25 protein-coding genes are annotated in these 23,463 nt (G+C 70.0%); 7 read left to right on the top strand and 18 right to left on the bottom strand.

Annotated features, from left to right (window positions below; genetic code table 11):
• Positions 1–4 precede the first annotated feature (4 nt).
• Both epsC and ACODT0_RS24430 read right to left on the bottom strand, forming a co-directional pair.
• Positions 5–916 carry a serine O-acetyltransferase EpsC gene (gene epsC, locus ACODT0_RS24435; RefSeq protein WP_489042514.1) on the bottom strand — a complete coding sequence of 304 codons (912 nt, stop codon included), beginning with the start codon at positions 914–916 and terminating at the stop codon, positions 5–7.
• A 32-nt stretch (positions 917–948) separates the two neighbouring features.
• Entirely contained in the window at positions 949–1,428 is a 480-nt protein-coding gene (locus tag ACODT0_RS24430) for a rhodanese-like domain-containing protein (protein ID WP_413763656.1), read from the bottom strand.
• A gap of 218 nt (positions 1,429–1,646) precedes the next feature.
• Between ACODT0_RS24430 and ACODT0_RS24425 the strand changes: the two genes are divergently transcribed.
• Together ACODT0_RS24425 and ACODT0_RS24420 are read left to right on the top strand one after the other, a co-directional pair.
• A complete protein-coding gene (locus ACODT0_RS24425) occupies positions 1,647–2,234 on the top strand; it encodes a hypothetical protein (RefSeq protein WP_489042513.1) in 588 nt (195 codons plus the stop codon).
• A 26-nt stretch (positions 2,235–2,260) separates the two neighbouring features.
• Positions 2,261–2,608 carry a hypothetical protein gene (locus ACODT0_RS24420; RefSeq protein WP_057593383.1) on the top strand — a complete coding sequence of 116 codons (348 nt, stop codon included), beginning with the start codon at positions 2,261–2,263 and terminating at the stop codon, positions 2,606–2,608.
• A 66-nt stretch (positions 2,609–2,674) separates the two neighbouring features.
• Here the strand turns inward: ACODT0_RS24420 and ACODT0_RS24415 are convergent, their stop codons facing one another.
• The 11 genes from ACODT0_RS24415 to ACODT0_RS24365 all read right to left on the bottom strand — a co-directional run bounded on the left by ACODT0_RS24415 (position 2,675) and on the right by ACODT0_RS24365 (position 12,656).
• Positions 2,675–2,890 (bottom strand): TOBE domain-containing protein, encoded by a 216-nt coding sequence (locus ACODT0_RS24415; RefSeq protein ID WP_042579699.1) that lies wholly within the window; start codon positions 2,888–2,890, stop codon positions 2,675–2,677.
• Positions 2,891–2,949: 59 nt separating this feature from the next.
• Positions 2,950–3,546 (bottom strand): malonic semialdehyde reductase, encoded by a 597-nt coding sequence (locus ACODT0_RS24410; protein ID WP_093341537.1) that lies wholly within the window; start codon positions 3,544–3,546, stop codon positions 2,950–2,952.
• A 20-nt stretch (positions 3,547–3,566) separates the two neighbouring features.
• On the bottom strand, positions 3,567–4,856 hold the full coding sequence (locus ACODT0_RS24405) for an O-acetylhomoserine aminocarboxypropyltransferase/cysteine synthase family protein (protein WP_057593385.1): 1,290 nt from the start codon (positions 4,854–4,856) through the stop codon (positions 3,567–3,569).
• A 31-nt stretch (positions 4,857–4,887) separates the two neighbouring features.
• Entirely contained in the window at positions 4,888–5,733 is an 846-nt protein-coding gene (locus ACODT0_RS24400) for an ATP-binding cassette domain-containing protein (protein ID WP_489042512.1), read from the bottom strand.
• A 1-nt stretch (position 5,734) separates the two neighbouring features.
• Positions 5,735–6,721 (bottom strand): aliphatic sulfonate ABC transporter substrate-binding protein, encoded by a 987-nt coding sequence (locus ACODT0_RS24395; RefSeq protein ID WP_489042511.1) that lies wholly within the window; start codon positions 6,719–6,721, stop codon positions 5,735–5,737.
• Between the two features lie 10 nt (positions 6,722–6,731).
• Positions 6,732–7,580, bottom strand: coding sequence for an aliphatic sulfonate ABC transporter permease SsuC (gene ssuC, locus ACODT0_RS24390; protein WP_489042510.1), 849 nt, complete (start codon positions 7,578–7,580; stop codon positions 6,732–6,734).
• A 10-nt stretch (positions 7,581–7,590) separates the two neighbouring features.
• Positions 7,591–8,760 (bottom strand): FMNH2-dependent alkanesulfonate monooxygenase, encoded by a 1,170-nt coding sequence (gene ssuD, locus ACODT0_RS24385; protein ID WP_422097163.1) that lies wholly within the window; start codon positions 8,758–8,760, stop codon positions 7,591–7,593.
• Positions 8,760–9,716: a sulfonate ABC transporter substrate-binding protein gene (locus ACODT0_RS24380; RefSeq protein WP_489042509.1), complete on the bottom strand. Its 957-nt coding sequence runs from the start codon at positions 9,714–9,716 to the stop codon at positions 8,760–8,762. The genes ssuD and ACODT0_RS24380 overlap by 1 nt, the downstream gene beginning before the upstream one ends.
• 38 nt (positions 9,717–9,754) lie before the next feature.
• A complete protein-coding gene (locus tag ACODT0_RS24375; RefSeq protein ID WP_431512676.1) occupies positions 9,755–10,792 on the bottom strand; it encodes a sulfonate ABC transporter substrate-binding protein in 1,038 nt (345 codons plus the stop codon).
• A gap of 129 nt (positions 10,793–10,921) precedes the next feature.
• Entirely contained in the window at positions 10,922–11,506 is a 585-nt protein-coding gene (ssuE, locus tag ACODT0_RS24370) for an NADPH-dependent FMN reductase (protein WP_057593391.1), read from the bottom strand.
• Between the two features lie 106 nt (positions 11,507–11,612).
• Positions 11,613–12,656 carry a sulfate ABC transporter substrate-binding protein gene (locus tag ACODT0_RS24365; RefSeq protein ID WP_057593402.1) on the bottom strand — a complete coding sequence of 348 codons (1,044 nt, stop codon included), beginning with the start codon at positions 12,654–12,656 and terminating at the stop codon, positions 11,613–11,615.
• A 143-nt stretch (positions 12,657–12,799) separates the two neighbouring features.
• Between ACODT0_RS24365 and ACODT0_RS24360 the strand changes: the two genes are divergently transcribed.
• The gene (locus tag ACODT0_RS24360; protein WP_057593392.1) at positions 12,800–13,072 is read left to right on the top strand and encodes an oxidative damage protection protein; all 273 of its coding nucleotides are present in this window, start codon (positions 12,800–12,802) and stop codon (positions 13,070–13,072) included.
• Positions 13,073–13,091: 19 nt separating this feature from the next.
• Positions 13,092–14,954 (top strand): bifunctional tRNA (5-methylaminomethyl-2-thiouridine)(34)-methyltransferase MnmC2/FAD-dependent 5-carboxymethylaminomethyl-2-thiouridine(34) oxidoreductase MnmC1, encoded by a 1,863-nt coding sequence (mnmC, locus tag ACODT0_RS24355; protein ID WP_489042508.1) that lies wholly within the window; start codon positions 13,092–13,094, stop codon positions 14,952–14,954.
• Positions 14,955–14,960: 6 nt separating this feature from the next.
• Here the strand turns inward: mnmC and ACODT0_RS24350 are convergent, their stop codons facing one another.
• The gene (locus ACODT0_RS24350; RefSeq protein ID WP_489042507.1) at positions 14,961–15,290 is read right to left on the bottom strand and encodes an antibiotic biosynthesis monooxygenase family protein; all 330 of its coding nucleotides are present in this window, start codon (positions 15,288–15,290) and stop codon (positions 14,961–14,963) included.
• Between the two features lie 101 nt (positions 15,291–15,391).
• Here ACODT0_RS24350 and ACODT0_RS24345 point away from each other — a divergent pair, with 101 nt between their 5' ends.
• A complete protein-coding gene (locus tag ACODT0_RS24345; RefSeq protein ID WP_057593395.1) occupies positions 15,392–16,294 on the top strand; it encodes a transglutaminase family protein in 903 nt (300 codons plus the stop codon).
• A 181-nt stretch (positions 16,295–16,475) separates the two neighbouring features.
• A complete protein-coding gene (locus ACODT0_RS24340) occupies positions 16,476–17,996 on the top strand; it encodes an alpha/beta hydrolase family protein (RefSeq protein ID WP_489042506.1) in 1,521 nt (506 codons plus the stop codon).
• 46 nt (positions 17,997–18,042) lie between these two features.
• Here ACODT0_RS24340 and ACODT0_RS24335 read toward each other — a convergent pair whose 3' ends face one another.
• From ACODT0_RS24335 to ACODT0_RS24320, 4 genes are all read right to left on the bottom strand, one after another.
• Positions 18,043–19,251 (bottom strand): glycerophosphodiester phosphodiesterase, encoded by a 1,209-nt coding sequence (locus ACODT0_RS24335; protein WP_296740053.1) that lies wholly within the window; start codon positions 19,249–19,251, stop codon positions 18,043–18,045.
• 138 nt (positions 19,252–19,389) lie between these two features.
• Entirely contained in the window at positions 19,390–20,313 is a 924-nt protein-coding gene (locus ACODT0_RS24330) for a crotonase/enoyl-CoA hydratase family protein (RefSeq protein ID WP_489042505.1), read from the bottom strand.
• A gap of 116 nt (positions 20,314–20,429) precedes the next feature.
• Positions 20,430–21,923 (bottom strand): ATP-binding protein, encoded by a 1,494-nt coding sequence (locus tag ACODT0_RS24325; RefSeq protein ID WP_489042504.1) that lies wholly within the window; start codon positions 21,921–21,923, stop codon positions 20,430–20,432.
• A complete protein-coding gene (locus ACODT0_RS24320) occupies positions 21,920–22,645 on the bottom strand; it encodes a response regulator transcription factor (protein WP_057596730.1) in 726 nt (241 codons plus the stop codon). Before ACODT0_RS24320 ends, ACODT0_RS24325 begins: the two co-directional genes overlap by 4 nt.
• A 97-nt stretch (positions 22,646–22,742) precedes the next feature.
• Between ACODT0_RS24320 and ACODT0_RS24315 the strand changes: the two genes are divergently transcribed.
• Positions 22,743–23,375 (top strand): cytochrome b/b6 domain-containing protein, encoded by a 633-nt coding sequence (locus ACODT0_RS24315; protein WP_489042503.1) that lies wholly within the window; start codon positions 22,743–22,745, stop codon positions 23,373–23,375.
• The last annotated feature ends 88 nt before the right edge of the window (positions 23,376–23,463 follow it).

Genomic DNA, 23,463 nt, shown 5'->3' with positions numbered 1-23,463 from the left:
GTGTTCACCCCCTCGGTGCGTTGTTCTTCTGCAGGCTGGCCTGCGTGACGCTCGCGCCCGGCGGCACGTCGTCGGTGATCCAGACATTGCCGCCGATGACGGCGCCCTTGCCGAGCGTGACGCGCCCGAGGATGGTGGCGCCGGCGTAGATCACGACGTCGTCCTCCACCACCGGATGGCGCGGCAGGCCCTTCTGCAGGTTGCCCTCTGTGTCGGTCGGAAAGCGCTTGGCGCCCAGCGTCACGGCCTGGTAGAGCCGCACGCGCTTGCCGATGACCGCGGTCTCGCCGATCACGACACCGGTGCCGTGGTCGATGAAGAAGCCGGCATCGATGCGCGCGCCCGGATGGATGTCGATGCCGGTCTGCCCGTGCGCGAGTTCGGCCACGATGCGCGCCAGCAGCGGCAGGTCGAGGCTGTAGAGCTCGTGCGCGAGCCGGTGATGGATCATCGCGAGCACGCCCGGATAGCACAGCAGCACCTCGTCGACGCTGCGCGCGGCCGGGTCGCCCTGGTAGGCCGCGAGCACGTCGCTGTCGAGCAACCGGCGCAGCTCGGGCAGGCGGTTCGCGAAGCTGCGCACCGCCGCGGTGGCGGCCTCGTCGATCTCGCTGGCGCTGCGCGGTGCATGGCGCGCGTTGAAATGCAGCTCCAGCCGCGCCTGCGACAGCAGCGCCTGCAAGGCGGCGTCGAGCGTATGACCGACATAGAAATCCTCGCTCTCGTGGCGCAGGTCGTGCGGGCCGAGCCGCATCGGAAACAGCGCGCCCTTGAGCGATTCCACGATATGGGCCAGTGCGTTGCGCGAGGGGAACTCGCGCGCGCCGGGTTCGCGCGAGCGACGCTGCAGGTCGCGCCATTCGTTGCGCACCGCATGCAGCGCGGCAACGATCTCCACGACTTCGAAATGGGCCATGGGCCGTTCTTCCTTCCGTGCGTGGGGAGAAATCAGTCCTGCACCCACGGCAGGCCATGGAAGCGCCAGCCGTCGGCGCCGCCGCGATGCTGCTGCGCGTCGATCTCGCCCTCGAAGCCCTCGAGCACGTTGTAGACCTGCGAGAAGCCGGCCTTGGCGGCGGCCTCGGCCGCGAGCGCCGAGCGCTTGCCGCTGCGGCACAGCAGCAGCACCACGGCATCCTTGCCGCCGTCCTTCGCGAGCCTGGCCTCGAGTTCGCGCACGAAGCGCGGATTGCGCGTGAGCGCGGTGCCGGTGGCCCAGGCCACGTGCAGGCTCTCGGGCACGTGGCCGACGAACTTGCGTTCCTCGCCCGAACGCACGTCGACCAGTACCGCCTTGCCTTGCTGCACCAGTTGCCAGGCCACGGGCGGCGTCACGCCGCCGGCATGGGGCCAGCCGGCTTCGGCGGCATGGGCGCGCGCCTTCTCGAGCGCTTCGGGCAGGACGAGGTCTTCAACTTCCACGGACATGGTGTGCGGGCTCCTGGTGTGCGTTGCTGTGTGGATGCATGCGCCGCTGGTGGCGATGACCATCACTGTAGGAGCGGGCCCGCGATCCTCAAACGACTGAAAAGTCGGTTCCTAACAACCGAGCGTTCTAAGCCTCATTCGGGGTGCTGAAGGAAAGCTGAAGCCACCGCGCGCGACCCGCGCTAGAGTCGCCGCCCCACCGCTTCGGGAGTGCCTTCATGCAACGCAGATCCCTCTGGCCACTGGCCCCGCTGGCCCTGCTGTCGGGCATCGCCGGGCTGCCCGGCGGCGCGTTCGCCGCGCGCGCGATGTCGAACATCGCCTACGTCGTGGCCGGCCCCGATGGTGTCTTCTATGCCCGATGCATACCCGAATCCGACACGGGCGACGCCGGCACGACCACGGTCTACCGGGTCCGCAGGAACGGCGACGAAGCCGTCGACCGCTATCCCTGGTTCAACCCGGGCCGCCTGCTGCTGGCATGGAGCCCCATCGCGGGCCAGGTCGCGCTGATGCGGCTCGACCGGGAGCTGGAGCCTTCGTCCGCGGACCCGCAGGCCGCGTTCGGCTTCTACCTCGGCGGCCGGTTGCTGAAGACCTGGACCACGCGCGAGCTGATCGCGCTGGGCGCCGAGTTCGGGCCCACCTACGAGGTGCCCTCGGGACGCGCCGGTTACAAGGTGCTCGGCGCGCGCCAGCAGGGGCTGACAAACGATTACGTCTTCGTGATCCGGATCGGCGAGACCGAGCACGCCTTCGATATCCTGACGGGCCTGCCCTGGCGCGCCAGCAGGACCACCTCCTGAACCCCGACGACCTCCTCCCCCGACGCATGCGCAGATTCCTCTCGACCACCCTCGCCCTGGCCGCCGGCTGCACCGCCGCCGCCCTCGCCTGGGCCGACGAACCCAAGCTCCCGGTGAAGACCGACGACGGCACCATCCTCTACGTGGCGCCCAAGATCGCGCCCACCGAGAAATCGGCCGACACCCTCGGCGCCACCATCGGCGTGCAGCGCCCGAGCGGCGCCACGGCCTATGGCGGCATGGACACCTCGGGCTCGCGCCCGATCTACTCGGTGGGCGGCAGCACCGGCGGCAACACCTCGTTCTCGGCCGGCGTCGAGTCCGACGGCAAGCAGAACAACGGCGTGAAGGCCGGCATCACGATCAAGTACTGAAAAAAAGCCCGGCGCCATCGCTGGCGCCGGGCCGAGAGGGAATGCGCCACGCGCACTCCAGGGGATTCAGAGCTTGGCGATCGACACTTCGGTCGACTTCACCAGCGCGACGACGTCGGAGCCGACCTTGAGCTGCAGCTCGTCGATCGAGCGCGTGGTGATGACCGAGGTCACGATGCCCCAGGCGGTCTCGACATCGACTTCGGAGACGACGTCGCCGCGGATGATCTCGCGGACCTTGCCCTTGAACTGGTTGCGCACGTTGATGGCCTGGATGGACATGATGGTTCCCCTTGGTTGGATGGTGTGGATGGATGGATCGGTGAAGGAAGACGTGGCGCTCAGGCGATCTCGGCCACGTCGTCGAACGCGAGCCGCGGCCCGCGCTCGAAGGTGCCGGCGTGGTCGGCCACGCCGAGGTTGACGAGGAAGTTGGCGCGCCAGCGGCCGTCGGGGAAGAAGGCCTTGTCGACCAGCTCGGCGTTGAAGCCCGACTGCGGCCCGGCATCGAGGCCGAGCGCGCGCGCCGCGAGGATCAGGTAGGCGCCCTGCAGGCTGCTGTTGCGAAACGCCGTGGCCTGCGCCGCCTCGGCGCTCTTCTCGAAGAAGGGCTTGGCGTCGTAGGCCGGGAACAGCACCGGCAGCTGATCGTAGAAGCGCGTGTCGTGCGCCACGATCACGGTCACGCCCGCGGCCAGCGTCTGCGCGGTGTTGCCCGACGACAGCGCGGGCTTGAGCTTCGCCTTGGCCTCCTCGCTGCGCACGAACACGTAGCGAGCGGGCTGGGCGTTGTAGGCCGTCGGGCCCCACTTCAGCAGCTCGTAGAGCTGGCGGATGGTCTCGTCGCTCACGGGCACCGGCTTGAAGGCATGCACGGTGCGCGCCTTGCGGAACAGCTGGTCGAGCGCGGCGTCCGGAATGGATTGCAGTGTTGTCATGGTTCTGCTTTCGCGCGGCTTCAGGCAGCGGCCGCGGCCAGCGCCTGGTCGAGGTCGGCGCGCAGGTCGTCGATGTGCTCGATGCCGACCGACAGGCGCACGGTCTCCTCGCTCACGCCGGCGCGCGCGAGTTCCTCGGGCGAGAGCTGGCGGTGCGTGGTCGAGGCCGGATGAGTGGCGAGCGAGCGCACGTCGCCGATGTTGACGAGGCGCGTGAACAGCTTCAGCGCGTCGAGGAACTTGGCGCCCGCCTCGCGGCCGCCCTCGATGCCGAAGGTCAGCACGCCGCTGGCCTTGCCGCCCAGGTACTTCCGCGCCAGCGCATGGTCGGGATGGTCCTCGAGCGCCGCGTAGTTGACCCACTTCACCGACTTGTTCGCCTTGAGGTGCCGTGCCACGGCCAGCGCGTTGTCGCTGATGCGCTCCACGCGCAGCGACAGCGTCTCGATGCCCTGCAGGATCAGGAAGGCGTTGAACGGCGAGATCGCGGCGCCGGTGTTGCGCAGCGGCACCACGCGCGCGCGGCCGATGTAGGCGGCCGGGCCGAGCGCGTCGGTGTAGACCACGCCGTGGTAGCTCACGTCGGGTTCGTTGAGGCGCTTGAAGCGCTGCTTGTGCTGCGCCCACGGGAACTTGCCCGAATCGACGATCGCGCCGCCGATGCTGGTGCCGTGGCCGCCGAGGTACTTGGTCAGCGAGTGCACCACGATGTCGGCGCCATGCTCGATCGGCCGGCTCAGGTACGGCGAGGGCACGGTGTTGTCGACGATCAGCGGTACGCCATGGTGGTGCGCAATCTCGGCGATGGCCGCGATGTCGGTCACGTTGCCGGCCGGGTTGCCGAGCGACTCGACGAACACCGCCTTGGTCTTCTCGTCGAACAGCTTCTCGAAGCTCTTCGGATCGCGGTGGTCGGCGAAGCGCGTGGTGATGCCGAACTGCGGCAGCGTGTGGGCGAACAGGTTGTAGGTGCCGCCGTAGAGCGCCGTGCTGCTGATGATGTTGTCGCCGGCTTCCGCGATGGTCTGGATCGCGTAGGTCACGGCCGCCTGGCCCGAGGCCAGCGCCAGCGCGGCGATGCCGCCCTCGAGCGCGGCGATGCGCTGCTCGAGCACGTCCTGCGTCGGGTTGTTGATGCGGGTGTAGATGTTGCCCGGCACCTTGAGGTCGAACAGGTCGGCGCCGTGCTGCGCGCTGTCGAAGGCGTAGGCCACCGTCTGGTAGATCGGCGGCGCCACGGCGCGCGTGGTCGGGTCGGGCGAATAGCCGGCGTGCACCGACAGGGTCTCGAATTTCCAGTGTTGCGACATGCGAAGCCTTTCAGATGGGAGGAAGGAACGCTCAGATCGCCCAGCGCAGTTCGTGCGCGGGCTTGCCGAGCCAGCTTGCTTCGGTGCCGCTTTCAGCCTCTTCGGTTGCCCCGGGCTTTTGCAGCACCCTGTCGAGGATGCGTTTTTCGATGGCCGCGAAGGCCGGGTCGCCCTGCGAGCGCGGACGCGCCAGGGCGATGTTCTCGTCGAGCGCGATGCGCCCGTCTTCGATCAGGATCACGCGGTCGGCCAGCGCCACCGCTTCCTGCACGTCGTGCGTGACCAGCAGCGCGGTGAAGCGGTGGCGCTGCCACAGGTTCTCGATCAGCCGGTGCATCTCGATGCGCGTGAGCGCGTCGAGCGCGCCCAGCGGCTCGTCGAGCAGCAAGAGCCGCGGGTGGTGCACCAGCGCGCGCGCCAGGGCCACGCGCTGGCGCTGGCCGCCCGACAGGCGCGCCGGCCATTCGTTCTCGCGGTCGGCCAGGCCGACCTGCGCCAGCACCTCCTTGCCGCGCGCCCTGGCGTCCTTCGACAGGCCCAGCGTCACGTTGTCGAGCACGCGGCGCCAGGGCAGCAGGCGCGCCTCCTGGAACATGATCCGGGTGTCGTCGTGCAGGCCGCCGACCGGCTTGCCGTCGGTGTAGAGCGCGCCGGACGAGGCGTCCTCGAGGCCGGCGATCAGGCGCAGCAGCGTGCTCTTGCCGCAGCCGCTGCGGCCCACGATGGCGATGAACTGGCCCGGCTCGATCGCGAGCTGCGTGTTGCGCAGCACCTCGCGTTCGCCGTAGCGCTTGTGCAGGCCGCGCACTTCCAGGCGCACACCGCCGGGGATCGCCAGCGGCGCGTCGTTCTGCGGTCGGTCGAGGACGGCACTCATCTCAGGCTCCAGGCTTGAACAGCGCCACGTCGAGCGCATTGATTTTCTTGGGCAGCAGCTTCTCGGCCAGGAAGGCGTCGGCGATGCGCTGTTGTTCGGTCAGGCCCTCCGGAACCACCGGCCGCACCGCGTAGCTGCGGCGACCGTTGGCCTGCTCGATGGTGGCGGCGTCGAGGCCCCACACGGGCGACAGCAGCGCGGCCGCCTCCCTGGGGTTCTGCTTGACCCACCTGCCGGTCTTCTCGAGCTCGGCATAGACCACGCGCAGCACGTCGGGCCGCGCCTTCGCGAACTTGGTGCTCGCGAGGTAGTAGCGCTGGTAGGACGCGATGCCCGCGCCGTCGGCCAGCACGCGCACCTTCGACTGGCGCTGCGCGGCGGCGAGGAACGGGTCCCACACCACCCAGGCGTCGATCGCACCCTTCTCGAACGCGGCGCGGCCGTCGGCCGGCGTCAGGTAGGCGGGCGCTATGTCCTTGAACGAGAGGCCGGCCTTGTCGAGCGCGGCGATCAGCAGGTAGTGCGCGCCGGCCGCCTTGGCGAAGCCGACCTTCTTGCCCTTGAGATCGGCCACGGTCCTGAGCGGAGAGTCCTCGCGCACCAGGATCGCCTGCGCCGCGGGCGACGGCGCTTCCTGCGCGATGAAGGTCAGCTCGGCACCGGCCGCCTGCGCGAACACCGGCACGGTGTCGGCCACGTCGGCGCTGATGTCGAGGTTGTCGAGGTTCAGCGCCTCGAGCAGCGGCAGGCCGCTGGTGAACTCGTGCCAGCTCAGGGTGGCGTTGAGCGGCGCGAGCTGCTTCTCGAGCACGCCCTGCGCCTTGAGCACGGCGATCAGCGTCGAGGACTTCTGGTAGCCCAGGCGCACGGTGGCGGGCCGCGCGGCCGTGCCCTGCGCGAAGGCGCCGGACGTGCCCGTCAGGCCGAGCACGCCGGCAGCGGCCAGCGTCGCGATCGCCTGGCGGCGGGAGATGGTCGTATGCGTCATGGCCCTGCCCTCACTTCGTCGTCTTCTTCTGGTAGCCGGGATGCCAGCGCAACCACCACTGTTCGAGGCCGCGCGCGAACAGGTCGGCCAGCTTGCCGAGCAGCGCGTACAGCAGGATGCCCACCAGCACGATGTCGGTCTGCAGGAACTCGCGTGCGTTCATCGTCAGGTAGCCGATGCCGGCCTGGGCCGAGATGGTCTCGGCCACGATCAGGATCACCCACATCAGGCCCAGCGAGAAGCGCAGGCCGACCAGGATCGAGGACAGCGCGCCCGGCAGGATCACCTCGCGGTAGAGCTGCCAGCGCGTGAGGCCGTAGGTGCGGCCCATCTCGATCAGCTGCGGATCGACGTTGCGGATGCCGTGGAAGGTGTTGAGGTAGATCGGGAAGAACACCGACACCGAGATCAGGAACAGCTTGGCCGACTCGTCGATGCCGAACCACAGGATCACCAGCGGGATCAGCGCCAGCGCCGGAATGTTGCGCACCATCTGGATGGTGGAGTCGAGCAGCGTCTCGAAGAACTTCACCGAGCCCGTGAGCAGGCCCAGCGCCAGCCCGGCGCCGCCGCCGATGGCCAGCCCCGCGAGCGCGCGGCCCGCGCTGACCTTCACGTGCGTCCACAGCTCGCCCGACACCGTGAGGTTCCATGCGGCCTTCACCACGTCGACCGGCGCCGGCAGCACGCGGGTGCTGAGCCAGCCCAGCGACGAGGCGATCTGCCACACCACGATCAGCCCCACGGGCACCAGCCACGGCACCAGCCGCCTGGCGACATTGAGGCCGAAGCTACGCAGCGCGGAGCCCGCGCCCTCGGCCGGCGCGACCGCCGGCAGTTCCTGAACCTGTTCCGTCATGGCGTGTCCTTCAGCTTTGCGAGACGAGGCGCGAAGGCGCGTCGAGGTTGGCGACGACCTCGCCGAAGGGCCCGCTCAGCGAGCCGCCGGCCAGCCGGGCCTTGGCCTTGCGCGAGAGCAGCGGGAACACCAGCTCGGCGAAGCGGTAGGCCTCCTCGAGGTGCGGGTAGCCCGAGAGGATGAAGCGGTCGAGCCCGAGCGCGGCGTATTCCTCGATGCGCGCGGCCACGGTCTTCGCGTCGCCGACCAGCGCCGTGCCGGCACCGCCGCGCACCAGCCCCACGCCGGCCCAGAGGTTGGGCGCGATCTCGAGTTCGGCGCGCGTGCGCCTGGCGCCGCCCGCATGCAGCGCGGCCATGCGGCGCTGGCCTTCGGAGTCCATGCGCGCGAAGGCGGCCTGGGCGCGGATCACGGTCTCGTCGTCGACGCGGCTGATCAGGTCCTCGGCGGCCTTCCAGGCGGCCTCTTCGGTCTCGCGCACGATCACGTGCAGGCGGATGCCGAACTGCACCTGGCGGCCCCGGCGCTCGGCGCGCGCGCGCACGTCGGCGAGCTTTTTCGCCACCTCGGCCGGCGGTTCGCCCCACGTGAGATAGGCATCGACCTGCTCGGCCGCGAGCTCATGGGCCGCGGCCGACGAGCCGCCGAACCACACCGGCGGATGCGGCTTCTGCACCGGCGGATAGAGCAGCTTGGCGCCCTTCACGCTCAGGTGCTTGCCTTCGTAGTCGAAGGCCTGGCCGTCGTGGCTGCGCGCGAGGATCTCGCGCCAGATGCGGATGAACTCGGCCGACTGCTCGTAGCGCGCGGCATGGTCGAGGTAGACGCCGTCGCCCTCGAGCTCGGCCTGGTCGCCGCCGGTCACGAGGTTCACCAGCAGGCGTCCGTTCGAGAGCCGGTCGAAGGTCGCGGCCATGCGCGCGGCCAGGCTCGGCTGGTGCAGGCCGGGTCGCACCGCGACCAGGAACTTGAGCTTCTTCGTCGCGCCGATCAGGCTCGAGGCGATCACCCACGGATCCTCGCACGAGCGGCCGGTCGGGATCAGCACGCCCTCGTAGCCGAGGTGATCGGCCGCGCCCGCGATCTGCTGCAGGTAGTCGAGGTCGACCGGGCGCGCGCCTTCGCTGGTGCCGAGGTAGCGGCTGTCGCCGTGCGTGGGCAGGAACCAGAAGATCTGCATCACGCGATCCCCGTGGCGGCTTCGAGCACGTTGATCTTCTTCGGGATCAGCTTGAGCTCGAAGAAGGTGTCGGCGATCTTCTGCTGCTCGCCGAGGATGGCCTTGGTGATCGGCGTGGTGCCGTAGGCGGTGCGCGCCACCGTGAGGTCGGCCACCGGCTTGGGCAGGCCCCACAGCGCGGCCAGTTCGGTCGCGAGCTCGCCGCGGTTGGCCGAGCCCCAGGCGTCGATCTTGTTGAGTTCCTCGATCGCGATCGCCACCACGTCGGCGTTCTTCGCGGCGTAGTCGAGCGACGAGAAGTAGTAGGCGCGGTTGCCCACCACGCCGGTGGCGTCGGCCAGCACGCGCGCCTCGAGCGTCTTCTCGGCGGCGGCCAGGAACGGATCCCAGATCACCCAGGCGTCGATCGAGCCCTTCTCGAAGGCCGCGCGCGCATCGGCCGGCGGCAGGTAGACCAGGTTCAGGTCGGCATACGACAGGCCGTGCTTCTCGAACAGCTTGACGATGAAGTAGTGGACGTTCGAGCCCTTGTTGAGCGCGATCTTCCTGCCCTTGAGTTCGGCCACCGTCTTGATGGCCGAGCCCTTGGGCACCAGCACCGCTTCCGACTGCGGACGCGGCACCGTGGCACCCACGTAGGCCAGCGGCGCGCCGGCGGCCTGCGCGAAGATCGGCGGCGCCTCGCCCACGTCGCCGAAGTCGATCGAGCCGACGTTCAGCGCCTCGAGCTGCACCGGGCCGGCCGTGAACTCGGTCCACTTGAGGCTCACGCCCAAAGGCGCGAGACGCTTCTCGAGCGTGCCGCGGCCCTTGAGGATATTGAGCAGGCCCTTCTGGTTGCCGATGCGGAACTGGCGCGCGGGCGCCTGCGCCAGCGCACCGAAGGCGGAAGGCAGCGCGATGGCGGCGGCGGTGCCCTGCAGCAGGCGGCGGCGCGGGAGGGAGATGGTGGTCATGGCTGGTGTGGCTTGCGAAAGATGAAGGGGACCGGTGCTCAGGGCTGGGCCGCGACGACGGCGTCGCTAACCTTGATCGGCTTCGGAATCAGCTTGAGCGCGTAGAAGGTGTCGGCGATGCGCTGCTGGTCGGCGGCGACCTCGGGCGTGATCGGCTTCACGTTGAACTCGTAGCGGCGCAGCGCGAGCTCGACCACGTCGACCGGCAGGCCCTGCAGCGGCGCGATCAGCTCGGCCGCCTGGCGCAGGTTCTTCTTGAGCCAGATGCCCTGGGCCACCGAGTCCTCGAACAGGGCCTCGATCACCTTCGGGTTGTTCTTCACGAAGCCGCGCTCGCCCAGGTAGTACTGGTAGTTGCTGACCACGCCCGGCGTGCCGTCGGCGAGCACGCGCGCGCCGGTGGCCTTCTCGGCCGCGGCCTGGAACGGATCCCAGATCACCCAGGCGTCGACGTTCCTGCTCTCGAAGGCGGCGCGGCCGTCGGCCGGTGCCAGGTACACGGGCTGGATGTCGCTGAACTTCAGGCCGTTCTTCTCGAGCTGCTTCACGAGCAGGTAGTGCACGTTGCTGCCCTTGTTGAGCGCGACCTTCCTGCCCTTGAGGTCGGCCACCGACTGGATCGGCGAATCCCTGGTGACCAGGATCGCCTCGGCGCGCGGCGCGGCCGGGTCGTAGCCGAAGTAGACGAACTTGGCGCCCGCGGCCTGCGCGAAGATCGGCGGCGCCTCACCCACGTAGCCGACGTCGACGGCGCCGACGTTCAGGCCCTCGAGCAGCTGCGGGCCGGCCGGGAACTCGACCCACTTCACGCCCACGCCCAGCGGCGCGAGGCGCTTCTCGAGCGAGCCCTGCGCCTTCTGCAGCACGAAGAGGCTGGCCGACTTCTGGTAGCCGATGCGCAGCTCCCTGGCGGCGCCGGCCTTGCCCTGCGCATGCGCGGAGGTGGCGGACAGGAAGCTCACGATCAATGCGATCGCGGCGACCACGACGATGCTGACGGCGAGGTCGCGCAATGCGCGCCAGAGCGAGCGCGGCGGCACGTCGAGCACGGAGTCTTCGGTGGCAACGGGGTTCATGCGGGGTGGTCCTTGGACTGAATCGAAACTGGAGGCGAAGCCATCCCCGCGCGGCGCACAGCGCCGCGTTCGGAAGGGTCGGGAATGGAATGAAGCGGTGGTGGCGGCCGGGCCGTGCGCCGGCCGGCTTCAGACGCTACATCGCACGCGCGAGAACGGCACCGGCTCGAAGCCGTGTGTCGCCGGCAGCTTCAGCCCCTCGGTGGCCAGCACCTCGACGGCCTCGTTGAGCCGCTCCGCCAGGTCGTTGTGCACCTGGTAGGCGTTCTCGGGCGTCAGCGCGATCTGCGAATCGCTCGCGTAGACGCCCGGCAGGATGTGGCGCGCCGACAGCGACTGCAGCACGGGCCGCAGCGCGTAGTCGAGCGCGAGCATGTGGTGCGGGCTGCCGCCGGTGGCCAGCGGCAGCACCGTCTTGCCCTTGAGCGCGTTCTGCGCCAGCAGGTCGAGGAAGACCTTGAGCACGCCGCTGTAGGCGGCCTTGTAGACCGGCGTGGCCACCACGATGGCGCGGGCCCGCGTCACCTGGGCGATGGCCTGCACGATGGCCGGATGGTTCCAGTCCGCCAGCAGCAGCGCCTGCGCCGGCAGGTCGCGGATCGCGAGCCGATCGATCTGCGCATGGCGCCGCGCCAGGCGCTCGGCCACCGCGTCGAGCAAGGCGGTGGAGCGCGAGGGCGCCGAGGGGCTGCCGGCAATCAGGAGAACGGACACGGAAGGCTTTCGGGTGGCGGAATCGGAAGGGTCGAAGCGAACCGATCCCTGGCATCCGCCGCAGCGGGCGCCATCGGGGTCGGTCGCAGCGGGGCGAATGCCGCGCTTACTTCTGCTTGGCGGTGTAGATCTGGTCGAACGAGGCGCCGTCGGCGAAGTGGTCCTTGTCGGCCTTGGCCCAGCCGCCGAAGGCCTGGTCGATGGTCACCAGCGTCAGCTTGGGGAACTGCTTCTCGTACTTGGCCTTCGCCTTGTCCGAGGTCGGGCGGTAGAAGTTGCGGCCCGCGATGTCCTGGCCTTCGTCGGAATACAGGTACTTCAGGTATTCCTCGGCCACGGCGCGCGTGCCCTTCTTGTCGACCACCTTGTCGACCACCGCCACGGTGGGCTCGGCCAGGATGGAGATCGAGGGCACCACGATCTCGAACTTCTCGGGGCCGAATTCCTTCAACGCCAGGAAGGCTTCGTTCTCCCAGGCCAGCAGCACGTCGCCCACGCCGCGCTGGACGAAGGTGATGGTCGAGCCGCGCGCGCCGGTGTCGAGCACGGGCACGTTCTTGAACAGGTTGCCGATGTATTCCTTGGCCTTGGCATCGCCGCCGTACTTGCGCTTGGCGAATTCCCAGGCCGCGAGGTAGTTCCAGCGCGCGCCGCCCGAGGTCTTGGGGTTGGGGGTGATCACCTGCACGCCGGGCTTGACCAGGTCGTCCCAGTCCTTCAGGCCCTTGGGATTGCCCTTCTTCACCAGGAACACGATGGTCGAGGTGTAGGGCGCCGAGTTGTGCGGCAGGCGCTTCTGCCAGTCGGCCTTGAGCAGGCCGCCGTGGGTGACCAGCGCGTCGACGTCGCCGCCGAGTGCCAGCGTGGCCACGTCGGCGTCGATGCCGTCGATGATCGAGCGGGCCTGCTTGCCCGAGCCGCCGTGCGACTGCTTGATCGTCACGTCCTGGCCGGTCTTGCCCTTCCAGTACTTGGCGAAGGCCTGGTTGTAGTCCACGTACAGCTCGCGCGTGGGGTCGTAGGAGACGTTCAGCAGCGTCACCGGACCGGCGGCGCTGCCCTGGGCGAACGCCGGCAGTGCCGACAGGGCCATGGCGCCGGCCACGCCGGCACCGAGGGAAAGCTTGATAAAGTCGCGGCGGAGGCTCATGGTGTTGTCTTCGAATGGCATATCAATGAAGCTGCGTATTCTCAATACGACATATAGGAACTGGAACGACCAAGTTTTCAGTTCTAAATAGCTAAATCAACTAAGAGCCGCGTTCCGCGCTCCCCCACCCAAAGGCAATCGACATGGCTCGCATGGTTCAGTGCATCAAGCTCGGCAAGGAAGCCGAAGGCCTCGACTTTCCCCCCTACCCCGGCGAACTCGGCAAGCGCATCTGGGAAAGCGTCAGCAAGGAAGCCTGGGCCGCCTGGCTCAAGCAGCAGACCATGCTGGTGAACGAGAACCGCCTGAACCTCGCCGACCAGCGCGCCCGCCAGTACCTGGCACGCCAGATGGAGAAGCACTTCTTCGGCGAGGGCGCCGACGTCGCCCAGGGCTACGTCCCGCCATCGGCCTGAGGCCGCGCAACCACCTGCAGTGACGGCCGAACCGGTCGCCTGGCGCGCGGACGGCACACCGCACAGCGAACGCTTCGGCGACATCTATCACACGGAGGCCGGCGCGCTCGCGCAGTCGCGCCACGTCTTCCTCGGCGGCTGTGGCCTGCCGGCCGCCTGGGCCGGCCAGCCGCAGTGGCGGATTCTCGAAACCGGCTTCGGGCTGGGCCTCAACTTCCTCGCGACCTGGGCCGCGTGGCGCGCCGATCCGGCACGCCCGCGGCTGCTCCACTTCGTCTCGATCGAGGCCTGGCCGGTAGCGGCCGACAGCCTGCTGCGCGCCGCCGGCGCCTATGAGGAACTCGCGCCGCTCGCACGCGAGCTGGCCGTGCGCTGGCACGGCCTGCTGCCGGGCTTCCACCGGCTGGCCTTCGACGACGGCCGGGTGCTGCTCACGCTCTGCGTGGGCGAGGTGCAGCCCATGCTGCGCGCCCAGCGCTTCGAGGCCGACAGCCTGTACCTCGACGGCTTCAGCCCGCAGCGCAATCCCGAGATGTGGTCGCCCGAGACGCTGAAGGCGCTCTCGCGCTTCGCGCGCCAGGACACCTTGCTCGGCACCTGGACCTATGCGCGCGCCGTGCGCGATGCGCTGGCGCAGAACGGCTTCCAGCTCGAACGCCGCCCGGGCCTGCCGCCCAAGCGCGACTGCCTGGGCGCGCGCTTCGCGCCGGCCTGGACCGTGCGCCGGCGCGAGCCGCTGCCCGAGACCGTCGCAACGCCGGGCCGCTGCGCCGTGATCGGTGCCGGCCTCGCGGGCGCGGCCGTGGCGGCCAGCCTCGCGCGGCGCGGCTGGCGGGTCGAGGTGCTCGACGCCGCCGCGCGCCCGGCCGAAGGCGCCTCGGGCTTGCCCGTGGGGCTGCTCGCGCCGCATGTGTCGCCCGACGACGCCCTGCTCTCGCGGCTCACGCGCGCCGGCATCCGCGCCACCTGGAACGAACTGGCGCAGCGCCTCGAAGAAGGCCGCGACTGGCGCGGCACCGGCACGCTGGAGCGCCGGCCCGATGGCGATGTGCGCGTGCCCGCGGGCTGGCAGGCCGACGGGCCCAACGAGTCCTGGCCCGCGAGCGCCGCGCAGCTCGCGGCCGCGGGCCTGCCGCCCGACGCGCCCGCGCTGTGGCATGCGCGTGCCGCCTGGGTGCGGCCGCGCGCGCTGGTCGAAGCCTGGCTGCGCGAGCCCGGCATCGCGTTGCGCGCTGGCTGCCGCGTCGAGCGACTGCAACGCGATCCGGCCACCGGTGGCTGGCGGCTGCTGGCCGAAGACGGTGCCGTGCTGGCCGAGGCCGACCGCGTGGTGGTCGCGATGGGCCATGGCTCGGGCCTGCTGGCACCGCGCCTGCCGCTGCAGCCGGTGCGCGGCCAGGTGGCCTGGGGCCGCAGCGACGCGGCCGCGTTGCCCGCCGCGCCCGTGAATGGCGACGGCCACCTGATCGCCGGCGTGCCCGAGCCCGATGGCGGCGCGCCGCTGTGGCTCGCCGGCGCCACCTTCGACCGCGACAGCCATGACCTGGCGCCGCGCGACAGCGATGCCGAGGCCGTGCGCGAACGCGCCGCCCGGCTGCATCCTGCCAGCGCCGAACAGATCGACCAGGCCTTCGCGCGCGGCGAGGCCCAGGCCTGGGTCGGCGTGCGCTGCGCCTCGGGCGACCGCCGGCCGCTGGTCGGGCCGCTCGGCGATACGCCCGAGGACAAGGGCCTGTGGGCCTGCACGGCGCTCGGCTCGCGCGGGCTCAGCTTCGCCGCGCTGTGCGCCGAACTGCTGGCCGCGCAGTGGCATGGCGAGCCGTTGCCGCTGCCGGCGGCGCTGGCCAAGGCGCTCGATACGCGGCGCACCGCGCGGGCCTGAGGGCCGCTACACGGCGTCCAGCGCCGGCAGCAGATGGTCGATGCGCCCATCCCCGTAGCTGCGCACCACCTCCGAGATCACCACCCGATAGCCATCAAGCCAGTTCGCCTGCGCCGCCTTGGCCTGCAGGTGCGAGGGATCCGTCATCAGCGCCTGCAGCGCCTCGAGCGAGCGCCAGTAGTAGACGTTAGACACCAGCCCGCTGGCGCTGTTCTCCCAGCTCTCCTCGCCCAGGTAGCCGGGCAGCGCGCGGGCGGCTTCGGCGATCGCCTGGTCGAGCCGGTGGAAGGCGTCGTCGAACTGGCGGGTGGCGAAGATGAAAGTCGATGCGTACATGGTCCTCCATGGGCGAACGGTGCGGCCACGAAGGCCGAGGGGGGGCGGATTATGCGGCAGTCCGGCGTGTTCGCGGCGTCCGAACGCAAGACAATGCGCCCATGCCCAGCACCCAGTACGACATCCGCCACACCACGATCTACCGCTACAACGAGCCGGTCAGCTTCGGGCTGCATCGCGTGATGTTCCGTCCGCGCGACAGCCACGACCTGCGCGTGCTGGCCACCGACCTGCAGGTGAGCCCGGCGGCCCACACGCGGCTGATCCAGGACCCGCATTCCAATTCGGTGGCGCTGGTGCAGCCGATGGGCGAGGCCACCGAGCTGCGCATCGTCTGCTCGTTCACCATCGAGACCGTGCCCGCGGCCGCGCAGGACCAGCTCGCGATCGACCCGGCCGCGGAGTTCCTGCCCTTCGCCTATTCGGTGCAGGACCGGCTCGACCTCGAGCACTACCTGCGCCCGCACCACGACGACCCCGACGGCACGCTGATCCGCTGGGCCCACCAGTTCCTGCACACCGACGAGCCCAACAGCACGCGCGAGGTGCTCACGCGCATGAACGCCCACATCGGCCAGAGCCTCGAGTACCTGGCGCGCGACGAGGAAGGCACGCAGACGCCGCTGGAAACGCTGGCGCTGGGCAGCGGCAGCTGCCGCGACTACGCGCTGCTGATGATGGAGGCGGTGCGCCGCCTGGGCATCGCCACGCGCTTCGTCTCGGGCTACATCTACGACGCCGCGCTCGACAGCACGGTGCAGGCCAAGGGCGAGGCCATGACCGGCGCCGGCACCACGCACGCCTGGCTGCAGGCCTGGCTGCCGGGCGCGGGCTGGGTCGCGTTCGACCCGACCAACAACCTCATGGGCAGCGGCCAGCTGATCCGCGTCGGCGTGACGCGCGACCCGGCCCAGGGCGCGCCGATCGCGGGCAGCTGGTATGGCCCGGCCGAGGCCTACGAGGGCCTCGAGGCCACGGTGACGGTCACGCGCCGGCGCAACTGAGGGCCCCGCTGTCGCGCAGGCGATAGCGGCTACGGGAAAGCCCCCACCTTCCACAGGGGCGGCGCCTCTACGCTGCGCCGCCGGTCCGCGGAAAAGCACGGTCGTGCCAGCCCTCCTGGACACACGCCGCGACCGTGGCGGCCGGCATTCCTCGCCCCTCGAAAAACGGAGACAACGAACCATGCATTCCGCGCGCCTCAAGCTCATCGTCATCGCCGCCAGCATCGCCGCCGCTTCCTGCGGCGGTGGAGGCGGCGGTGGCGGGGTGTTCCCGATCCTGCCGCCCGCGCCCGCCCCCGCGCCGCCGGCCCCGCCGCCTCCGCCGCCGGCACCCGCGCCCGAGGAGCGCCGCGCGCAGGACGACCGCAATTCGTTCGCACCGGCCGACCCCACGGCCACCACCTTCGCAGCGCTCGCGGCCGCGGCCGGCGACACGGTCGACAACGCCACCACCAGCCGCTGGGCCGGCGTGCTCGGCGGCGCGGCCTACCGCGTGGAGGTGCCGTCCAACTGGAACGGCAAGCTCGTGATGTACGCGCACGGCTATGCCGGCGAAGGCAACGTGCTCGCGGTCAGCAATCCCTCGATCCGCCGCTACCTGATCCAGAACGGCTATGCCTGGGCCGCCTCGAGCTACAGCAAGAACTTCTACGACGTGCGCGTGGGCGTGGAGGACACCAACGCGCTGGCGCTGGAGTTCAACAAGATCGCCAAGGCCAACGGCCGCGAGCTCGCCGCGCCCTCGAAGATCTACATCACCGGCCACTCGATGGGCGGCCACATCACGGCCGCGGCGATCGAGGACGAGGCCTATGCCACGGCCAACCACAAGGTGCGCTACAACGGCGCGGTGCCGATGTGCGGCGTGGTCGGCGACACCGAGCTGTTCGACTACTTCGCGGGCGCGCAGGTCACGGCGCAGGCGCTGGCGGGGCTGCCGAAGTACCCGACGGTGAACTGGTCGGACATCGCGGCGCAGGTCACGGGCACGCTGTTCACCGACTTCACGGTCTCGCCGATCCCCAACATCACCACCACGCCCACCGGCACCAAGTACGCCTCGGTGATCGAGAACCTCACCGGCGGACCCCGGCCGATGTTCGACCTGGGCTTCAAGTCGGGCGGCTCCTTCGCCTATGTGTGGGGCGTGCTCGGCAGCGACGGCACGGTGAACGGCATCCTCAACAAGAGCACGCTCGACACCAACCGCTTCACCTACACCATCGAAGGCGACGCGGCCGGCTCGACGGCGCTCAACAACTCGGTGCTCAAGCTCACCGCCGTGCCCGATGCCAACCGCCTGCGCCGCGACGGCCTGCGCTGGATTCCCAAGGCCAATGGCGAGTTCAAGATCCCGGTGGTCACCCTGCACACGCTCGGCGACCTCTACGTGCCCTTCAGCATGGAACAGATCTACAACAAGCGCGTGGCGGCCAAGGGCAACGGCGGCTGGCTGGTGCAGCGCGCGGTGCGCGGCATCACCCATTGCGACTTCACGCAGGCCGAGCAGGTCGAGGCCTTCGACGCGATGATCAAGTGGGAACGCGACGGCGTGAAGCCCGCGGGCGACGACGTGGTGACCGCGGCGACGGTGGCCGATCCGGCCTATGGCTGCAAGTTCACTCGCCCCCTGGGCGCGGTGGACGAAACCAGCGTGGCCTCGCGCACCGTCGCGGCGGCGGCCCATCCCTGCCCGCCCTGATCGGCCAGGATCGGGAACCGCCTCCGCAGGCGGTTCCCCTTCACCTTCAGCGCTTCTGCGCGCTGTAGGCCTTCACCACCGGCACCGCGGTCGCGGCGCTGTCCGCGAACAGCCCGTCGATGCCGGCATCGAGGAAGGCCTTGATCTCCGCCGCCGTGTCGCCATGCACGGTGCCGTCGGCCTTCGGCTCCTTCTTGAGGCTGTCGGGCAGGAAGGCGTTCTCGGGCCGGACCGTGTAGATGTGGACGAACAGCTTTTTGTCGTGCGCATCCTTCACCAGCGTGGTGGGCGTGCCCAGCTTGCCGGCCACCACCGGGATCACGCGCGACTTGTCGGGACCGATGCCCTGCGCATAGGTCGCGATCTCGGCCAGGCCCTCGGGTTTCACGAGATCGGCATAGGTGCGCTTGTCGCCCAGTGCCACGAGGTCGTAGGGCGCGCCCGAGCCGCCGATCAGCTGCACGATCCTCACCGTGCTGCGCAGGCGCACGTCCTTGAGGTTGCCGGTCTCGAAGGACTGCACGAACACCGGCGCATCGGCCTTGTTCAGGCCGTGCTTCTGCAGGGTATCGAGCAGCCTGTTCTCGAGCGGCAGGCCGATCGAGCGGAAGTAGGTCGGGTGCTTGGTCTCGGGATAGATGCCGATGGTGCGGCCCTTGGCCTGCGACTGCGCTTTCGCGAGCTCGATCACCTCGTCGAGCGTGGGCACCTGGAACTGGTCGTTGAACGACACGTTGGCCGGGCGCTGCGCCGGAATGCGCTCGCGCGCGCGCAGCTCCTTGAGCTCGGCCAGCGTGAAGTCCTCGGTGAACCAGCCGGTGACAGCGCGGCCGTCGATGGTCTTGGTGGTCTTGCGGCTCGCGAACTTCGGCACGTCGACCACGTTGGTGGTGGCCTCGAGCACGTTGCCGTTGGCGTCGACGATGGCGATCGCGTTTTCGTGGCGCGCCACCAGCTCGCCGTCCTTGGTCGGCACGAGGTCGGGCTCGATGAAGTCGGCGCCGTCGTCGATGGCCTGCTGGTACGAGGCCAGCGTGTGCTCGGGGCGCTTGGCGGGTTCGCCGCGGTGCCCGATCACGAGCGCGGCGGGCACGGGGGCCGGCGCGGGCGGCGGCGGCGGTGCCGGCGGCGCGGGGGCCGGTGCGGGCGGCAGGATAGGGAAGACGGCGCCGCCGCCGCCTCCTCCACCGCAAGCGCTCATGAGCGCGCAGGCGCCGACCGCCAGGGCGATCCTGGCCAGGGGAAATGACTGCATGGGAGACCCTCTCTCTCGCTGTGTGGCTGGTACGGATTCGTCGCCACCCGCCGCGCGTTGTTATGGGTTCTTGGCGGGCGTCGGATCATTGCGAGGCCGTGTGTCCGCGCCGTGACATGCACGGCCCCCGCGCCTCGCTCAGGAGCGCGCGGCCAGCTTCGCCTCGAGCGCGGCGATCAACGCCCTCGCCTCGTCGCCTTCGGGGATGTCGCGCCCGCTGTCGCGCCACTGCACCGCGCTCTTGAAGCCCTCAGCCTCGGCCTGGCGGCGAAACCACATGCCCTCGGGGTTGTGGCGCGTGATGCCGTCGAACACGGTGGCGAACATCTGACTCTGCTCCAGGCCCATCGAATGCCAGACCTGGTTGACCACCAGCTTGTGCATCATCAGGTGCGAGCGCGGCACGCCCGCGATGCGCAGCGCCAGCTTCAGCGTGGCGGCTTCGAGTTCTTCGGCCGGCACCGCGAAGTTGGCCAGGCCCCAGTCGGCCGCCTGCGCGCCGTCGATGGTGTCGCCGGTGAACATCAGCTGCTTGGCGCGCAGCGCGCCGAGCCGGTAGGTCCACATGGCCGTGGTCGGGCAGCCCCACACGCGCGTGGGCATGTAGCCGATGCGCGCGTCGTCGGCCATGGCCAGCAGATCGCAGCACAGCGCGATGTCGCTGCCGCCGGCCACCGCGTAGCCATGCACCTTGGCGATGGTCGGCTTGGTGCAGCGCCACAGCGCCATGAAGTCGTCGGTGTTGCGCTTCATCGCGGCGTAGTCGAGCATCGGGTCCCAGGGCGTCTTCTCCTGCCGGCACGGATGCTCGCCCTGCCCCTCGCGCCCGTGGCCCTCGGCATAGTCGCCGAGGTCGTAGCCGGCGCAGAAGGCGCGGCCCGCGCCCTCGACCACGATCACGTGCACCTCGTCCTCGGCCTGCGCCCATTCCACCGCGTGGCGGATGTCGGTGGGCGTGGTCTCGGCGATGGCGTTGAGCTTCTCGGGGCGGTTGAGCACGAGGCGCGCGATGCGCGGGTGCTGCGGGTCCTGGTCGATGACGACGGTGCGGAAGTCGGGCATGGGCGGTGTCTCCTGGGTGGATCGTCGGGTGCAGGTCGACGTGCCTGCATCCCGCATCCGCTTGTAGCATCGGCCGCCGCGCGCGCAACCGGCGCTTGCACCGATGCGCCCGATGCTCAGGCGCCCGAGAGCCGGAAGCGGAACACCGCGCCGCGACCCGCCTGCGGCACCAGCCGGATGTCGCTGCCATGCAGCTGCAGGATGCGCTGCACGAACACCAGCCCCAGCCCGCCGCCGCCCGAGCCGTCGCTGCGCACGCTGCCGGTGAAGGCCGGGCGCGTGAACAGGCTGGGCTGCAGCTCGCGCGGAATGCCGGGCCCGGTGTCGCTGACCTGCACCGTCACGCCCGCGCCCTCGTCGCCCGTGGCCGCCCGCAGCTGCACCACGATCTCGCCGCCGGCCGGCGTGTGGCGGATCGCGTTGTCGAGCAGGTTGGTCAGCACGCGCTCGATCATCCCGAGGTCGGCCGACACCACCGGCAGGCCCGGCGCGATGTCGGGACGCAGCTTCTGCTGCCGCGACTCGGCCGCGAGCTCGAACTTCTGGAACACGTCCTGCACCAGGTCGGCCAGCGCGAAGCGCTCCTTCTCGGGCTTGACCACGCCGTACTCGAGCCGCGCCAGCTCGAACAGCTCCTGCGCGAGCCGCCCCACCTTGCGGCTCTGGTCGAGCGCGATGTCGAGGTAGCGCCGGCGCTCCTCCTCGTCGAGCGTGCCGGCCTTCAGGCGCAGGGTCTCGAGGTAGCCGTGCAGCGAGGTCAGCGGCGTGCGCAGGTCGTGCGAGACGTTGGCGAACAGCTCGCGCCGCTGCTGGTCCTGCAGGGTGAGCTCGCGCCACTGCTCGGCGATGCGCCGCGTCATCTGGGCGAAGGCCTGCGCGAGCAAGGCGATCTCGCCGCCGCCGCGCGCGATGCGCTCGAGCGTGGGCGCCTGGCCCTCGAGCGCGTCGATGCCCTCGGTCTCGAAGCGCCGGACCGCGGCCGTGAGTTCGCGCAGGGGCCGCGTGATGAGCCAGGACGCGGCCGTGCCCGCCACCAGCCCGAGCAGCGCCACCAGCGCCATCGACCACAGGGTGGTGCGCAGCACGTTGTCGGCCGCCACGTTGGCCGCCAGCGCATCGTGGTCCTCGCCCTGCAGCACCACGTAGACATAGCCCGCCTCGCGGCCGTTCATGCGCAGCGGCGCGGCGCTGAAGACCTTGGCCGCCTGCAGGTTGCGCGGATCCTCGCCGAGGATCGGCATCGGTTCGCCCGCGAGCAGGCGGCGCACCGGCGCGAGGTCGACGCGGTCGCGCTTGAGGTGGCCCGGCGGCGCGGCCTGCGCCGCGATGCGGCCGTCGGGCGCGAGCACGTAGAGCTCCACGCTCGGGTTCACGGCCATCAACTGGTCGAACAGCCGCTTCACCGCCTCGGGGTCGAGGCCGCCCGGGCGCATCAGTTCGGCGTTCTGGGCGATGTGCGCGGCCAACCCGCTCGACAGCCGCTGCACCACCTCCTGCTCGTGGCGTCCGTTCGCGCGCAGCTGCAGCCAGGCCGAGGCGCCGCAGCACACCAGCAGCAGCAGCGCGAACACCAGCGACAGCCGGCGCGAGAGGGTGGCCCAGCCCATCATGACCCGGCCTCCTCCTGGCCGTCGGCCGCGAGCTTGTAGCCGCGGCCCCAGACGGTGAGGATGCGACGCGGTGCGGCCGGATCGGCCTCGACCTTGGTGCGCAGCCGGTTGATGTGGGTGTTGACGGTGTGCTCGTAGCCGTCATGCTGGTAGCCCCAGACCTGGTTGAGCAGGTCGAGCCGCGAGAACACCTTGCCGGGATGGCGCGCGAAGAAGTACAACAGGTCGAACTCGCGCGGCGTGAGCTCGATGGCCTTGCCGTCCACGCGCACCTCGCGCGCGAGCGGCTCGATCTCGAGGTTGCCGAGCGCGAGGCTGCCCGACTCCAGCCGCGCATTGCGCGCCAGCGCATCGGTGCGGCGGATCAGCGCCTTCACGCGCGCCACCAGCTCGAGCACCGAGAAGGGCTTGGCCAGGTAGTCGTCGGCGCCGAGCTCGAGGCCGAGGATGCGGTGCACCTCGCTCGAGCGCGCGCTGATGATGATGATCGGGGTGTAACGTGCCATGGCGCGTGCGCGGCGGCAGATCTCGAGCCCGTCGATGCCGGGCAGCATGAGGTCGAGCACCAGCGCGTCCCACTGGCCGCGCTCCAGTTCGCGCAGCCCCGCGTGCCCATCGGCCGCATGCACCACCGCATAGCCTTCGTCGCGCAGGTGCATGCGCAGCAATTCGGCGATGTGGGCGTCGTCTTCGACCAGCAGCACGCGTTTGGGGGTGTCCATGGCGCCGATTGTCCCGCGATACGGATTCCCGAGTTATCACGATTCTTTGAACTTTGCGTGATGAATCGGCCAGGGGGTGCGGCCAAGAATTCGCTCCATGAACAGCACCGCCCTCGCCGCCCCGGACACCCGTCCCATCCACCCGCTGTGGATGCGCATCACGCACTGGCTCAATGCGCTGGCGGTGCTGGTGCTGGTGACGAGCGGCTGGCGCATCTACGACGCGGCGCCCTTCCTGCCGTTCCGCATCCCGACCGAGATCACGCTCGGCGGCTGGCTCGGCGGTGCGCTGCAATGGCACTTCGCGGCGATGTGGCTGCTGGTGTTCAACGGCTTCGTCTACCTGGCACTGAACATCGCGAGCGGACGGCTGGCGGCCAAGTTCTTTCCGGTCACGCCGGCCGGTGTGTGGCACGACGCGCTGTCGGCGCTCAAGGGCCGGCTCTCGCATGCCGATCCGCGCCGCTACAACAACGTGCAGCGGCTGGCCTATCTGTTCGTGATGCTCGACATCGTGGTGATCGTGCTGTCGGGGCTGGTGCTCTGGAAGTCGGTGCAGTTCGCTGTGCTGCGCGATCTGTTGGGTGGCTACGAGTTCGCACGGCGCATTCACTTCTTCGGCATGGCTTCTTTGGTTGCCTTTGTCGTGGTGCATCTGGTGATGGTGGCGCTGGTTCCTCGCACCTTGCTCGCCATGGTTTGGGGCCGTTCTTCTCGGGGTCTGAAATGAACGCCCTGGCTCTTGATGTGCTGCGTTCGGGGTGGGCTCACGCCGACGGGGTACTCCCCTCCGCGAATGTCCCCCGGCCTGCGGCCTC

The organism is Variovorax sp. FG153, from assembly GCF_057809595.1.
The sequence above is the reverse complement of the archived record's forward strand: the minus strand, read 5'-3'. Positions and strand labels throughout refer to the sequence as shown.